Origin of the sequence: Phocaeicola sp. GP0067 (genome assembly GCF_031119655.1) — a bacterium.
GTDB classification, from domain to species: domain Bacteria; phylum Bacteroidota; class Bacteroidia; order Bacteroidales; family Bacteroidaceae; genus Phocaeicola; species Phocaeicola vulgatus.
In genome coordinates this window covers 1-16499 of sequence record NZ_JAVHZY010000015.1, presented here as the reverse complement: position 1 = coordinate 16499, position 16499 = coordinate 1, and the positions used below count along the sequence as shown (strand labels likewise).

The following is a 16499-nucleotide window of genomic DNA, read 5'->3' as shown; positions in this document are numbered from 1 at the left end:
ACTATTTAAAAGGCCACATTTAATCCAAAGACATAAGAACGTTGGCTTGGAAATGCATTCATATCAATGCCCGGGCGTAATCCATCAAAAGCAAACGAATTGATTTCCGGATCGTATCCACTGTAATTAGTGATGACAAATGCATTTTTAACCGAAGCAAATACACCTATATTCTGAAAGCCGATTTTCTTCATCCAAGATTTTGGCAATGTATAATTCAAAGTGATATCCGAACAACGCAAGTAACTTCCATCCTCAATATAACGGTCATAAACCACGTTCTTTACATTCGCCGTAGCCGACGGATAAAGATTTGAATGATTCTCTTCCGTCCAGATATTCCGGAATGCTTCTTGTGTCAAATTACCAGCTTGCCGAGAGGGCGTATAATAACGGATATTCGTATTCAATATCTGATTACCATGCACACCATTAAAAGAAGCCGAAACAGACAGGTCTTTCCAGGCAATACGAGTTTGGAAACCATAAGTAAAGTCCGGATTCGGATTGCCTAAAATGGTTTTATCCTTTTCATCCACAACACCATCCTCATTCATATCCACCGCTTTTATATTACCGGCTCCCAAGTCATTGGCCACAGAACTGGAATAATATTTGGTTGATCCGTCAGCAGCCGTATAAGCAACTTTTCCATCTACAATATCTTCCGGCTGAATAATACCTTGAGTCTTATATCCGAAGAACAATCCCGGTGCCTCACCTGCAATGAAAAGATTAGCAATACCAAAATGATCTCCTATAGAAGTTCCCTGATATCCACGCACATTCTTCAAGGTTCCAAAATCTGTCGGTGCAAAACCCAGGTCACCAATTTTTGATTTATTGAAACCAATGTTTCCGCCCAAACTCCAACTCCAACCGTTCAAGTTACGGAGAATATCTCCATTCAAACTAATTTCAACACCTTTGTTTTTCAACGAACCTTGATTCAACATCACACTTGCAAAACCACTGGAAGCAGGCAATGAACGCGAAATAAGCAAATCATTGGTTTTTTTCTGATATACATCTACTGATCCTGACAGACGGCTGTTGAAAAAAGCAAAATCAAAACCCACATTCCAAGAAGATGTACGTTCCCACTTCAACCCGTCATTCTGCAAATTGCTTACCGCCATTGCCAAAATCTGATCCCCTGTGGCTTTTGCATAATCTATTATTTGTGAATAATCAGAGAAAGTAGCATAAGGATTAATGCCCTGATTGCCTGTAACACCAAAACCTAAACGTATTTTCATTTGATTCAACCAGTTAATATTCTTCATAAACTCTTCCTGCTCCATACGCCAGGCCAAAGAGAAGGAAGGGAAGTAAGACCATCGGTTACCCTTTTTGAATTTACTTGATCCGTCCGCACGTACAGATGCAGTAAGCAAATATTTATCATAAGCAGAAAGATTGATACGACCTAGATAAGACAGTAACTGATAATCCTTTTGGGTAGGTTGTTCATGAGTCTTCACAGAAGCAAGGTGTAACCCTTTTGTACGTAAGTCAAAATTAGAGAAACGAGTACCCTTCACATTCTTATTCAAGAATGTATGTCCGTCATAAGTTACACCAGCAGTCGCTCCCAGATGAATACCTTTCGCCAAGTCAATATTTAAATTCAATAAGTTCTCTATATTATAATTGGTCTTGTTCAAATTAGCCATGGCTAGCACACCTTGATCATTAGCACCGATAGTGAGCTGCATGCCATACCAACGAGCACGTTCGTTTATATTCACATTTCCTCCGGCACGAAGATTATACGAAAGGTATTTGCAAATATTCCATTTCAAATCCAGACTACCGCCAAAGCTTTTATCATCCGTTATATCATCATAGTCATCCCGCCAGCTATAAACAGTAGTTTTTGCGTCCATGTCCGTTTGTAATGTCGGGTCGTCTGCCGGAATTTCATAAGGAGCTGTATCCAATACTGTACGTGCCAATGAACCGGCAATACCACCTGTCGTATTACCCCCGGTCATCATATCATTTTGTTTGATAGATCCATTCAAAGCAAGCGCCATAGTAACGGACTTTGAAAGGTTAGCCGTAAGGTTTGCACGCAAATCACCTTGTTTAATACCTGTATTGCTCACAATACCTTTTATATCCTTAAAACCACCCGAAACATAATAAGTCATTGCATCCGATCCTCCGCTGACCGATGCAGAATAGACTTGAGAGAAAGCAGATGAATAGGCTTCTTTCTGCCAGTTCTTATAACTCAAGACACGATAGTATTCAGGGTTGGTAGGATCTTTTTTATATTTATCCAAGTTTTCACCATACACATAATGCATCTCGCCATTTGCTTGCGGATAGTACTTTTCCTCGCCGGCATTAGCCTTCATATTGGCATAAGCAGCATACTGTTCCAGATTCAACATATTATGCAGGTTACGGGCATCCGCAATGGTAAAGTTTGCAGTCACGTTTACTTTAGCCTTACCTGCTTTCCCTTTTTTAGTCGTAATGATAATAACACCATTCGCACCGCGGGAACCATAAATTGCCGTAGCCGAGGCATCTTTTAATACAGTGATATCTTCAATATCCGCAGGATTCAAAGCACTTAAAGGATCCTGCGCAATCTGGAAATCACCGCCACCCATAGCCGACTCTGCAAATTCCCCGGTGGAAGATTGCGGGACATTATCAATAACATACAGAGGCTGGTTATCTCCACGCAATGAGTTAGCGCCACGAATTGTCACAGAACTGGCAGCTCCCGGAGCAGCCATAGATGAAGTTACATTCAGCCCCGCCACCTTACCTTGCAACAGATTATTAAAAGAAGCTGTTTTAGAAGCATCGTTAGCATCCGGACGCAAGCTGGCGGTAGCACCGGTCAAATCACTCTTTCTTGCCGTACCATAAGCCACTACCACCACTTCATCCAATGTCTGGGTATCATCTTTCAACTGAACATTCAATACTTTTTTTCCACCGACCGGCACTTGCTGGGTCACATAGCCAATAAAAGAAAACACTAATGTAGATTTGGAGTCAGGAACATCAATAGAATAATTGCCATCAAAATCTGTAATGGTTCCCGTGGCTGTACCTTTCACTTGTACATTCACACCGGGCATCCCCTCGTTCGTACTGTCAGTAACTTTACCTGTTACTTTTATCTGCTGGGCAAACATATCTGGAATTGCTGCCACACAGAAGACACACACTAGAAAAACGTTAAAGAGGTTCTTCTTCATAGAATTAAATTTAAATTAGTAATTTATGATAGTTAACATTATTTTAATCTGTGGCAAATGTAGAGGAAAACAGAAGTATAAGGGGTACAATAATCACTATTTTTAAGTCCAAAATTAGCTAAAAAGGTCCATTTCACCGAGAAATAGTCAATTTTAGAGGAGTAATAAACAAAGTCGGAAACCCGGCCATTGTTTTTTTAAGGACAATGACAACCAACCCAAATATAAAAACAAGTATCTTTGTATCTCCAAATATGTTTTTATCCATTAATCAATATATTATGAAACTAAAACTTTCTATTTTAACGATCCTGCTGTTCTTCTTATCAGCATCTTTTCCCTTGGCCGCCCAAAAGGCTCCCCAACCGTTTGATATTGACACCCCTTCGCTCCGCGTCTTCCTTCCGGCTCCCGAACTGGCGACAGGCCGTGCCATAGTAGCCTGTCCGGGTGGCGGATATGGCGGACTGGCTGTCAACCACGAAGGCTATGACTGGGCACCTTACTTCAACAAACAAGGCATCGCACTGATTGTACTGAAATATCGGATGCCTCATGGTGACCGCACTCTCCCCATCTCGGACGCCGAAGCTGCCATGAAAATGGCGCGCGACAGTGCCGATGTATGGAATCTGAATCCATATGATATAGGTATAATGGGCTCCTCTGCCGGAGGGCATCTAGCTTCAACCATCGCCACACATGTCCGCCCCGAACTCCGCCCTAGCTTTCAAATCCTGTTCTATCCTGTCATCACCATGGATAAATCCTATACTCACATAGGATCTCACGATAATCTTTTAGGTAAGGACGCTTCCGCCGAACTGGAAACCGAATTTTCCAATGAGAAACAAGTAACCAAAGAAACTCCCCGCGCCTTTATCGCCTACAGTGACGATGACAAGACAGTTCCTCCTGCCAATGGGGTAAATTATTACCTGGGACTGCACAAGAATCATGTACCAGCCGTACTCCATATTTATGCCAGTGGCGGACATGGCTGGGGTATCCGCGAAAACTTCATTTACAAGAATGAGATGTTAAACGATTTATCCGCCTGGTTGCGCAGTTTCAAAGCTCCCCGTAAAGATGCTGTCCGGGTAGCCTGTGTAGGCAACAGCATTACTTACGGAGCAGGAATCAAAAACCGGAGCCACGACAGCTATCCCTCCGTTCTAGGCCGTTTGCTAGGAGATAAATACTGGGTGAAAAACTTTGGAGTCAGCGCACGTACCATGCTGAATAAAGGTGATCGCCCTTATATGAAAGAACAAGCTTATCAACAAGCATTGGCGTTCAACCCCAATATCGTTGTTATCAAACTGGGAACCAATGACAGCAAGTCATTCAACTGGGTACATAAAGCAGATTTCATAAAAGATACACAAACCATGATTGACGCCTTTAAAGCCCTTCCCTCACAACCTGAAATCTATCTATGCTATCCTTCAAAGGCATATCTTACCGGAGAAAGCATTAATGATGATATCATCTCAAAAGAGATTATACCTATGATTAAGAAGGTTGCCAAGAAAAATAAGCTGCCTGTCATTGACCTTCACAGCGCAATGGATGGAATGCCGGAATTATTCCCCGACCATATCCATCCCAATGAAGAAGGAGCGAAAGTGATGGCAAAAGCTGTTTACAATGCTATAGCAAAATAAAAGGAAACGAAGGAGCAGACAGGAATTAATCAGCCAAAAAGAGACTTTTTATCGGTTGTCCGCATTATTCATACGTCATTTTGTTGTGTTATTCAAGACAATCAACTATTTTTGTTCCCAAACCTTGAGTAAGCAATGAAAACATCTGCCCACAACATACGAATCCTGTCCTTGCTCCTTCTATTCACTCTACTGCATTCTATATCAGAAGCCAAACAGTACTTTTTCCAACAAATCCCCTCTCAAAACGGACTTTCCTCTATGGTACGCTGTATGGAAGTCAGTCAGGAAAAAGGATATGTCTGGATAGGGACACGCTCAGGAATCGGACGATTCGACGGTTACGAACAGCGAAGATATCTGCGCGGTAATGTCACACATATTTTGGAAGATGAAGAACATACCATTTGGGCCATCACAGAAAAGGGAGTATTCCGCTACAATGAAAAAGAAGACAAGTTTACCCTTGTGCGGGATAAAGACAACAATCCGGTAATAGCCAGTTCTCTTTGCCTATGGGAGGACGGAGTAATCTTCGGGGGAAGAGGCAGTCTATACAAATACAACTATGAAGACCATATTATCAACCTGTTCCATACGTTGAAGCCGAACGGCAAGTATCATATTTCCAATCTTTACCAATGGGATTCCCGCACTCTCCTGGCCACCAACCGATGGGCAAAAGCTCTGTTTATTGATATCGCTACGGGCAACACCCGTCCTGTTCCCTTCAACAGTGAACAGATTATCTCACTGTTGATTGATAAAAAAGGGAATGTATGGGTAGCTCATTACAATCAGGGAGTAAGCTGTTATGACCGCAATGGAAAACAATTACAGACCTATCATACACAAAACTCTCCCCTCAAAACCAATGTAGTGCTATCATTAGAAGAGCATAACGGACAAATATGGATGGGTACAGACGGAGGAGGAATCCATATTCTCAATCCGCAGACCGGCAAGATATCGACATTGAGGTACATTCCGGGAGATCGTTACTCCTTGCCTGCCAACTCTATTCTTTGTCTATATAACGACAAAAGCGACAATATGTGGGCAGGAAGTGTACGTAACGGATTAATCAATATTAAAGAGGTAGGAATGAAAACCTATCAAGACGTACTGCCGGGACAGAATTACGGACTGAGTGAGAAAACAATCCTATCCATTTATCAGGACCATGACAATCAAATATGGATCGGAACAGACGGAGGGGGCATCAACCTCTTCGACCCGGCCACCGGAAAGTTTCATCACATACTTTCTACCTGGGAAGAAAAGGTGGCTTCCATCACCGGCATGGACAAAGACCATCTGCTGGTTTCGCTATTCAGCCAAGGCCTGTTTATCTTTCATAAAGAAACCCACCGATATCAGCCGCTTGTCATTATCAACGACAGCATTAATGATATTTTATGCCATCGGGGAAAAACAGTCAATGTATATCAAAATACTCCTGAAACCATTTTGATGTTATCCGAAACACCTTATAAATACCATATTGGTAAAAAGCAATTCATTCCCATCACCAAGGGAAAAGGCATCACTGATATTGTCGGTACATTGTTACCCATAAACAGCACAGGAGAGGATTGCTATCTGCACGATTTGGAACATATCTATCAAATCAACTCCAGCCTCAACGAACTGGAACTTATATTTACCTGTCAAACAGACACCGTGTTCAATTCTGTTTCACAAGACGAGAACGGATTGCTATGGATAGGCAGTAACCATGGTTTAAGTTATTATAATCCGGGTACAAAGCAATATACCCTTGTCCCCAATACCCTGATTAATGAAATAAGCTCGCTCATTTGTGACCGGCAAGGACGTGTATGGATAGGAACGGAAGAAAAGTTATTCGCATATCTGATTAAAGAAAAGAAGTTCATCTTATTCGGTGAACCGGACGGAGTGGTACAAAACGAATATCTGGAGAAACCCCGGTTGCTCTCTTCATCCGGAGATGTCTATATGGGAGGTGTAAACGGCTTACTACATATCAACCGGCACTTACCTGACGACCCCGCACTTCTCCCCACTCTTCAACTGGCGGACATCCTAGTGGGCGGAGAACGTGTCTACGACCGGATATCAAACGACCACCAACTTAGTGTCAATGAAAAAAGCAAACCGATCATCATCAAAATCATCACCCGTGATAAGGATATTTTCCGCAAACCCATGTATAGATACACCATTACAGGACTGAACGGACAAAACATCTATTCTTATTTACCGGAAATAAACTTAAGCAGTCTGCCAACAGGCAGTTATCACATAAAAGCCGCCTGTAGTACCCGCAACGGTGACTGGACAGCAGACTATGATATTCTTACCCTGACAGTACTGCCTCCCTGGTATAAATCCGGCTGGTTCATCCTAAGTTGCACCCTTTTTATCTTCATCAGTGTCATCCTCACTTTCATCCTGATATTGCGCAACAAAGAAACCAAGCTAAAGTGGGCAATGAAAGAACATGAACAGCAGGTATACGAAGAAAAAGTACGCTTTCTCATCAACATCAGCCATGAGCTTCGGACTCCACTGACCTTGATACATGCACCCTTGAAACAACTAATGGACAAACTTACCGCCGACAACGAAAATTATCCGTTGATCCAAAGCATCTGTAAACAATCTGAACGGATGAAGAACATTCTGAATACTGTTCTGAATGTTCGCAAAATGGAAGTAGGACAAAGCACACTCCATATCCAGAGCATACAATTGGATGAATGGGCGGAGCAACTGATTTCCGATTTTAAACCGGAAGCCTCCGTCAGAGGCATCACGCTCGTCTATCAACCTGAGCCGGAGATTCAAACCTTGTGCTTCGACAAAGAAAAATGTACCACTATCCTGACCAACCTATTAATTAACGCATTGAAATATACTCCCGATGAGAGTACAATCAGCATTTCAACCCGTTTGTCGGAAGACAGGACAAGAGTACGCATATCCATTTCCGACCAAGGTCCGGGACTGAAAGATGTGGATACCAACAATCTCTTTGTCCGCTTTTACCAAGGCAACAACAGTCGTCCCGGCACAGGAATCGGATTGTCCTATTCTAAAATACTGGTCGAACAACACGGAGGCAACATTGGAGCCTACGACAACAAGAATTTCGGAAGTCCGGGAGCCACTTTCTGGTTCGAACTTCCATTAAATACCGAACCGGGAAATATCACGCTGCACCCACAAGAATATCTGAATACACTTTTGGCACCCACGCAAGAAACAGAAAGCATTCCCGAACAACAGGAAGAAAATAAAACAGCCCAAAGCCATACCTTATTAATAGTAGATGACAACAAAGACCTGACCGATTATCTGGCAACAGCCCTGAAAGACCGGTTTAAGACAATATGGGTAGCCGCCGATGGAGAGGAAGCATTGCGTCTTTGCCGGGAAAAACGTCCTCATATAGTTGTAAGCGATATCCAAATGCCCCATATGAACGGCTATGAGCTATGTAAACAAATAAAAGAAGATTTGGAAATAAGCCATATCCCGGTTATCCTGCTCACTGCACGTAATGACGAAGAAAGCCAACTATATGGTTATAAAAACGGAGCAGACGCCTACATCACAAAACCTTTTGAAGTAAGTATGCTGTATGCAATTGTCTGTAGCCAACTGCATAACCGGGAACGGATGCGTACCCGCTATACAGACATCGGTCCTCTGCCGCCACCCGAAGAAGGAACCTTCAGTTCGGCCGATGAAGAATTTTTAAATCGCCTGAATCAGATAATCACAGAACATCTGGATAACGAACAGTTGGGTATTCCATTCATTTGCAACAAAATAGGAATCAGCAGAGCTTCTTTATACAATAAGCTGAAAGCATTGACAGATATGGGAGCCAACGACTATATAACCAAAATACGTATGGAGAGAGCTATCTGGCTTATTCTCCATACAGAACTCAGTGTCAATGACATAGCAGATAAGACAGGATTCTCGACCGCCAGATATTTCAGCACTGTATTCAAACAGCATACAGGTTGCTCCCCTACCCAATACAGAGAGAAACCGCCTGTCAACACTCAATAACCCTATAAAACCCTGTTTTCATTCCATGTTATGTTAATTTCCGACCATTTATAATAATAAATGATATATAATATGGAATAAAAGCAGAGATATAGTGCATTATCCAAATGAAAGAGTTTACTTTGTCCAACAAACAATTAGAGATTTATTCTAGTTTTATTCTCATCATGTATCTTCTCAGTTATCCACATTGAGTATATTCATTCCTGATTTAGAGCTTCTTGAAATTTCGTTGTTAGATTATTAATTTTTTATATTGACAGTTATGAATATGTATGTTGGAAACCTTAGCTACAACGTTAAGGAAGTAGATTTGAGAGAAGTTATGGAAGAGTATGGAACAGTAGGCTCAGTCAAGTTAATCATTGACCGTGATACAAGAAGATCAAAAGGTTTCGCCTTTGTCGAAATGCCGGAAACTTCAGAAGCTTCAAACGCTATCAAACAGTTGAACGGCGTAGAATATGCCGGTCGTCCAATGGTAGTAAAAGAAGCCTTACCCAGAAATTAACAGAGTAAACTTGATAGACAAAGAAAAAGGATTTTCCTGCATGGAAAATCCTTTTTCTTTGTCTATCAAGTTTTAATGAATACTGCTTACATACACCAGCTACCACTCTATAAATTTACCACGAGCTCTGCGTTCCGCCAACATCTGTGTAAGAAAACGCTGGCGGTCCTTGGCTATGTAACGCCGGGCAAAAATATTAGGAACAGCTACCCCCAAGGCTATACAGAAAATGATAAGCGCCGAGTTAATACCATTGGAAAAAGCAAGCGTCACTTCTCCTACCACTCCACGCATATTGATAAGCGCCAGCAACGAACGATACATCAAGACACCGGGAACCATCGGAATGACAGAAGGAATAGTCAGCACATGATTAGGAACATGAAACCAATGAACGGCTTTGACAGCTATCAAACTCACAACAAAGCTTCCCATAAACGAACCGATCACCGGACCATATCCTAATTCAAAGTTTACAAAGTTACGGGTACATACTGCAATTATTCCACCTACAGCCACCACCCACAACAAACGTCTCTGCACATTAAATATAGTGGCGAATCCCATAGCCGCAATAGCAGCCGCAACAGCATATACCCAATAAGCATCGTGCGGCACCATGCTCAGTTCACTGAACTTCTGGTCGATAGTCACATCACTCATCACCAGCAGCCTCAAGGCAAAAGCGATACCAAACGCCATGCCTCCTACCATCATTACCGTGTTGGCTGCACGCGTAATACCTACCAACAAGTGATTGTCAATCATATCGTCCACAAAATTTATCAGCGGCACACCGGGAACTATATATAAGGTACAGGCCAGCAACGGATGATACGGAGTGGAAGATAAACCTGAAAAAGAAAACGCATAAGCCAGACAAGTACATAAAAATGCAGAGATCGCAATACTCATATATACATTGATACCGAACTCAATGCAACGGGCACGGGTACGGAACCCCACAAAAGTACAAATAGCCGTAATCAGAAAAGCAATCCAGTCACCACCAAACAGCTTACAGAACCCTCCACAGGCAAACCCGGTACAGATTGCCACGACATAGGGGGTATAATTACGCTCCTGACGAGCAATCTTCTCCAGTTCTTCCTCGTATTTATCCAATGAATAATCCTGCTCAATGGCACGCCACGAAAGTTTACTGATTTTTGAAATGGCTTCCATATTGATGCCATGTTTCTCGCATTTCTGAAACTTGGAAAAAGAGTGCTTCTCGTCACTCACATTGACCATCAGCATCGTCCACCGGATATCAATATGCAGTTTCTCTTCCGGAATGCCCAGATAAGCGGCCACGCGCTTCATGTTTCTTTCAATCCGGTTAGTGTCTGCCGCACTCTCCATCAGCAGCTTGCCGGTACGTAATAAAAGGTCTAGTTTACGGCGCAATAGCAGCACCTCTTGTTCATTTGTTGTCTCGTTCATCTTCTTTTTACCTCAATTTTGTTTACTCTGACAGGAAACAGGTTGTTTTTTCGGGGTGCAAAGGTACAAAAAGTATATGATATTCATAACTAAATGTAGGAACAGAAATGAAATTGTCGTATCTTTGACCCGAAATAATTAAGTTAGATATGGTAACATTCAAAGAATTCTTTTCATTCAAGAATAACCGCTTCTTCTGGCTCAATCTGATAGCGATGGTAGTGGTCATTGTGGCAGCAGCCTGGGGAACCCTTCAATGGCTGGACAGCTATACACGCCACGGCGAAGCAGTGGTAGTGCCCGATGTAAAAGGAATGAATCTGCGGATCGCAGAAAATGAACTCGACAAGCAGTCACTAAAATCAATCGTCATAGACTCCAGCTATGTAAAAGGAATAGCCCCCGGTGCTATTCTGGAACAGAATCCCGCCGATGGCTCCAAGGTGAAGTCGGGCAGAACCGTCTATCTGACCGTCAATGCAGACAGCGCCCCCAAGGTAGCCATTCCCGATGTCATGGATAATAGTTCTCTCCGCCAGGCCGAAGCCAAATTACGTGCATTAGGTTTTAAAATAACCGAACCCGAATATATCAGCGGCGAAAAAGACTGGGTATACAGCATAAAATACCGAGGACGCGACTTGAAAGCCGGAGAAAAGGTTCCTCACGAAGCCGTACTGACACTCACGGTAGGCAACGGCAATGAAACCATGCCCGAAGATTCTGCATTGGTAAATGAATCCGGAACTGCGAACGATGACAAACCGGTGGTAGACGAATCCTGGTTTTAAACTTAACACACAGTGATGATGAAAGAAGAATATGTGGATGAACTGGACGACACACTGGATGATGTGGAACCGGTAGTGGACAACCCTGCCGAACTGTATGAACATTTCCGTGTAGTAGTAGACAAAGGACAGTCACAGGTGCGCGTGGACAAATATTTGTTCGAACGGCTTGTCAACTCTTCGCGCAACCGTATTCAGAAGGCTGCCGACGCCGGTCTTATCATGGCGAACGGCAAACCGGTGAAAAGCAGTTATAAAGTAAAGCCTTGCGACGTGCTGACGGTGATGATGGACCGTCCACGTTATGATAATGATATCATTCCCGAAGATATTCCATTGGATATAGTCTATGAGGACAACGATTTGATGGTAGTCAACAAACCGGCCGGACTGGTAGTGCATCCGGGATGCGGAAACTACCACGGCACGCTGGTCAACGCCATAGCATGGCATCTGAAAGACAATCCCAAATACGACCCTAACGATCCGCAAGTGGGATTAGTCCACCGTATAGACAAAGATACCTCGGGCCTGCTCGTGGTAGCCAAGACCCCCGATGCCAAGACTCATTTGGGACTTCAGTTCTACAACAAGACCACCAAACGTAAATACAATGCTCTGGTATGGGGTGTCGTAGAAAATAACGAAGGAACCATAGAAGGGAATATAGGGCGAAACCCCAAAGACCGCATGCAAATGGCCGTACTGAGTGACCCCGCCCAAGGAAAGCACGCCGTCACCCACTATCGGGTACTGGAACGTCTGGGCTATGTCACGCTGGTAGAGTGTGTACTTGAAACGGGACGCACCCACCAGATACGTGTCCACATGAAGCACATCGGACACACGCTGTTCAACGATGAGCGTTATGGCGGAAACGAAATTTTAAAAGGAACTCATTTTAGTAAATACAAACAATTCGTAAACAACTGTTTCGAGACCTGCCCCCGCCAGGCATTACACGCCATGACGCTGGGCTTTGTCCATCCCCGTACAGGCGAAGAGATGTTCTTCACCTCTCCGCTGCCCGAGGATATGACAAACCTGATAGACAAGTGGAGAAACTATATCAGTAACAGAGAAGAACTATGAAACGTACTATTGCCATAGTAGCCGGAGGAGATTCCAGCGAACTTGTCGTTTCCTTGCGCAGTGCACAGGGACTTTACTCTTTCATTGACAAAGAGCGTTATAACCTATATATAGTAGAGATGGAAGGGCATCGGTGGGAAGTAGTCCTTCCGGACGGCTCTAAAACCCCGATAGACCGTAATGACTTCAGTTTCATGGAGAACGGCGAAAAGAAACAATTCGACTTCGCCTACATCACCATCCACGGAACTCCGGGGGAAAACGGTATCCTGCAAGGTTACTTCGACCTGTTAGGAATCCCCTACTCCAGTTGTAACGTACTGGTATCGGCCATGACTTTCAATAAATTCACCTGCAACCAATACCTGAAAGGCTTCGGTATCCGCGTAGCCGAATCACTGATCCTGCGTAAAGGATTTGAAATTACAGACGAAGAAGTAATCAACAAAATCGGTCTGCCTTGTTTCATCAAGCCCAACGCCGGCGGTTCCAGCTTCGGTGTCACCAAAGTAAAGACTAAGGAAGATATACAACCCGCCATCGAAAAAGCTTTCGAGGAAAGTGACGAAGTAATGATTGAAGCCTTTATGAAGGGAACGGAAATCACCTGCGGCTGTTACAAGACCTCGGACAAGGAAGTGGTGTTCCCCATCACCGAGGTGGTAAGTGCCAACGAATTCTTTGACTATGGAGCCAAATACAACGGCGAGTCACAGGAAATCACACCTGCCCGCCTGCCCGAAGATACAGCCGAGCGTGTACGTCTGCTCACCTCGGCCATTTATGACATTCTGGGATGCTCCGGCCTTATCCGCATTGACTATATCATTACCGAAGGCGAAAAAGTAAACTTGCTCGAAATCAATACCACTCCGGGCATGACAGCTACCAGCTTCATTCCCCAACAGGTGCGTGCAGCAGGATTGGATATAAAAGATGTGATGACTGACATTATAGAAAATAAATTTTAGTGATATCACTGACTAACCTTTATAAATTATGAACATACCAGCTGAATTTAACGAGATTCGTCCGTACACTCCCGAAGAGTTGCCGCAAATCTATGAAGAATTAATCGCTGATCCCGCTTTCCGGACAGTGGTAGAGTCTGTTATGCCGGGCGTACCTTTCGAAGGTCTTGCCATGAAGATGCGTCAATGCAAAACAAACCTGGAATTCCAAAAAGCGTTCTTTTACGGACTATTATGGGATTTAGTGAAAAAAACAGCCAACGGACTGACATTCGACTGTTCCGCCTTGTCCGACTTAACCCGGAACTACACTTTCATCTCCAATCATCGTGATATTATTCTGGACTCGGCTTTTCTATCTATCCTACTGATAGACAACGGAATGACAACCGTAGAGATCGCCATCGGCGACAACCTGCTCATCTACCCATGGATTCATAAGCTGGTACGTGTCAATAAATCATTCATCGTGAAACGCGGCCTCAACATGCGGCAGAAACTGGAAGCATCTGCCTTGATGTCGCGCTACATGCATTTCGCCATGAAGGAAAAACATGAGAATTTATGGATAGCGCAACGTCAGGGACGTGCCAAAGATTCCAATGACCGTACCCAGGACAGTGTATTGAAAATGATGGCCATGGCAGGTGAAGGCGATGTTACCGAAAGACTGAAAGAACTGAACATCGTTCCGCTAGCCATTTCTTACGAATACGACCCGTGTGACTTCCTGAAAGCAAAAGAGTTGCAGCAAAAACGCAACGACGAACATTTCCAGAAAAGTCCCGAAGACGACCTGATCAATATGCAGACCGGCCTTTACGGATACAAGGGACGCATCCATTTCCAGACTTCCGCCTGTCTGAATCATGAACTGGACGAACTGAAAGAACTCAATTTGCCGAAATGTGATTTGTTTACCGCCATATCGGAAACCATAGACCGGCATATACACAGCAGTTACCGCCTGTTTGCAGGTAATTATGTGGCGTGTGACCTCTTGATGGGAGACAACCGTTTCACGGCCGAGTACACAGAAGAAGAAAAAGAGCACTTTGAAAAATATCTGGAACAGCAGATTGCCAAAGTCGATCTTCCCAACAAAGACACCGCCTTCCTGCGTCATGCTTTGCTGACTATGTATGCCAATCCGCTCATCAATTACCTGAAAGCGGCAAAAGGATAAGAACGTTTACCGTAAAGGGTGGATGTTACAGTCCACCCTGAAAAAGAAAATAATAAACATGAGGAAAGTCGTTATTTTATCTTTTCTAACCTCTTTGCTTCTCGGCGCGTGCGGTGAAGACGACTATGTATATCCTAATGTTCTGACAGATATGATCGACTTGAAAACCGACCATACAGGAACCGGACGGTATCTGATAACGGATGAAGGGACAGAGTGGCGCATCCAGTCACGTACCGGTCTTGACGGACTGGCACCAGACACCACGTACCGCACGGTTACCATGTACGCTCCATTGACAGACTCGGAAGAAGCAGAAAAAGAAGCCATGCTTTACAATACCCAACTGGTTATTTCTCCTGTTCCCTTGTCCGAATCTAAATTCAAGGAGATAAAGACCGACCCGGTAGCCATTCAAAGCATTTGGCGGGGTGGGAATTACCTGAACCTGATTTTACAAGTCAAAGTCAAAGACCAGAAACACGGTTATCACTTTATTGAGAACAAACTGGAGAACAAAGACGGAGAACAAACATTATACTTGACACTCTATCATGACAGGAATAATGACATCGAAGGTTTCAACCGTAAAGTCTATCTGTCTGTTCCCTTGTGGGCATACGCCGGCAAACTGCATAAAGGCGATAAGATTGTATTCAACATCCGTACTTACAAAGAAGGTATGACCAGTCGTATCTTTTATTTTTAGCAAACAAAAACATCAAAACATTCCATTTTATGATAAAGACCATCTATTTTGTATTCTTCATCTGCGCATTCTCACTAGGATTATGGGCATGTACCGGCAAAGACAGTGACAAATTCAAGAATCTATCCTCCGACCAGTTTGAGGAAATGATACAGGACAAGACCATCCAACTGGTTGATGTACGCACGGTAGCCGAATATTCCGAAGGCCATATACCGGGCAGCATCAATATCAATGTATTGGACAATGAGTTTGGCACAAACATCGAGGAGCTTCTTCAAAAAGACCGCCCCGTAGCCGTTTACTGCAAAAGTGGAAGACGCAGCCGCAATGCCGCCAACATTCTGGTAAAAAAAGGATTCAAGGTGTATAATCTGGATAAGGGTATCCTGGACTGGAAGGAATTAGGGAAGGAAATAAGTTTTTAACCGTTTTTTTCCTTCAAATCCTTCATTATGGCTTAGCAAGTTGATTTACTGCCACTTATTATGAAGGATTTTTTTTCAATCCTTCATAAATTCTTCATCTCTGTAAGTTTGTCCCAGACTCCCCCCGCCCGGTCTTCTATTTCCGAGGCGAGACCTCTTCCTCTTGAATGGCAATCTTGCCACGCGCTATCTTATATAGTCAAGCCAAGGATACACACAGTTTTTCGTCCGATAGAAATCGTTGCGCTGCCCTTTTCTGTTTACCGTTTCACCTTAGTGATGAAGTTTTATCACTAAGGTGAAACGATAAATTGAAAAGGAAGAATGTAAGCATTCGGCCTCGTGCGTGTTTTTTTCCCCTCTTTTCCTTCCTACCTTTGTGGCTTCATTATAATCTTAATCC

The 16499-nt window shown here is 43.5% G+C and carries 11 protein-coding genes; 9 read left to right on the top strand and 2 right to left on the bottom strand.

Going from position 1 to position 16499, the window contains the following annotated elements; genetic code table 11:
• Positions 1 to 5: 5 nt before the first annotated feature.
• Positions 6 to 3227 (bottom strand): TonB-dependent receptor, encoded by a 3222-nt coding sequence (locus RE317_RS12540; RefSeq protein WP_008667481.1) that lies wholly within the window; start codon positions 3225 to 3227, stop codon positions 6 to 8.
• Between the two features lie 281 nt (positions 3228 to 3508).
• On the opposite strand from RE317_RS12540, the gene RE317_RS12535 reads away from it, so the two are divergent.
• The 3 genes from RE317_RS12535 to RE317_RS12525 all read left to right on the top strand — a co-directional run bounded on the left by RE317_RS12535 (position 3509) and on the right by RE317_RS12525 (position 9473).
• The gene (locus tag RE317_RS12535; protein WP_008667488.1) at positions 3509 to 4894 is read left to right on the top strand and encodes a GDSL-type esterase/lipase family protein; all 1386 of its coding nucleotides are present in this window, start codon (positions 3509 to 3511) and stop codon (positions 4892 to 4894) included.
• A 135-nt stretch (positions 4895 to 5029) separates the two neighbouring features.
• On the top strand, positions 5030 to 8962 hold the full coding sequence (locus RE317_RS12530) for a hybrid sensor histidine kinase/response regulator transcription factor (protein ID WP_008667490.1): 3933 nt from the start codon (positions 5030 to 5032) through the stop codon (positions 8960 to 8962).
• Between the two features lie 265 nt (positions 8963 to 9227).
• Positions 9228 to 9473 (top strand): RNA-binding protein, encoded by a 246-nt coding sequence (locus RE317_RS12525; protein WP_005850829.1) that lies wholly within the window; start codon positions 9228 to 9230, stop codon positions 9471 to 9473.
• 99 nt (positions 9474 to 9572) lie between these two features.
• On the opposite strand, the gene RE317_RS12520 is transcribed toward RE317_RS12525, so the two are convergent.
• Positions 9573 to 10919 (bottom strand): threonine/serine exporter ThrE family protein, encoded by a 1347-nt coding sequence (locus tag RE317_RS12520; RefSeq protein ID WP_005845982.1) that lies wholly within the window; start codon positions 10917 to 10919, stop codon positions 9573 to 9575.
• Positions 10920 to 11068: 149 nt separating this feature from the next.
• Between RE317_RS12520 and RE317_RS12515 the strand changes: the two genes are divergently transcribed.
• Genes RE317_RS12515 through RE317_RS12490 form a run of 6 tightly spaced genes read left to right on the top strand, consistent with a single transcriptional unit; the run spans position 11069 to position 16096 of the window.
• Positions 11069 to 11710 carry a PASTA domain-containing protein gene (locus tag RE317_RS12515; RefSeq protein WP_008667492.1) on the top strand — a complete coding sequence of 214 codons (642 nt, stop codon included), beginning with the start codon at positions 11069 to 11071 and terminating at the stop codon, positions 11708 to 11710.
• 18 nt (positions 11711 to 11728) lie between these two features.
• Positions 11729 to 12802 carry an RluA family pseudouridine synthase gene (locus RE317_RS12510; protein WP_005850827.1) on the top strand — a complete coding sequence of 358 codons (1074 nt, stop codon included), beginning with the start codon at positions 11729 to 11731 and terminating at the stop codon, positions 12800 to 12802.
• Positions 12799 to 13773 (top strand): D-alanine--D-alanine ligase, encoded by a 975-nt coding sequence (locus RE317_RS12505; protein ID WP_005845987.1) that lies wholly within the window; start codon positions 12799 to 12801, stop codon positions 13771 to 13773. Before RE317_RS12510 ends, RE317_RS12505 begins: the two co-directional genes overlap by 4 nt.
• Positions 13774 to 13801: 28 nt before the next feature.
• Entirely contained in the window at positions 13802 to 14959 is a 1158-nt protein-coding gene (locus tag RE317_RS12500) for a 1-acyl-sn-glycerol-3-phosphate acyltransferase (protein WP_008667496.1), read from the top strand.
• A gap of 58 nt (positions 14960 to 15017) precedes the next feature.
• Entirely contained in the window at positions 15018 to 15668 is a 651-nt protein-coding gene (locus RE317_RS12495; RefSeq protein WP_005850825.1) for a NigD-like protein, read from the top strand.
• Between the two features lie 29 nt (positions 15669 to 15697).
• Positions 15698 to 16096 (top strand): rhodanese-like domain-containing protein, encoded by a 399-nt coding sequence (locus RE317_RS12490; RefSeq protein ID WP_005845993.1) that lies wholly within the window; start codon positions 15698 to 15700, stop codon positions 16094 to 16096.
• Positions 16097 to 16499: the final 403 nt, after the last annotated feature.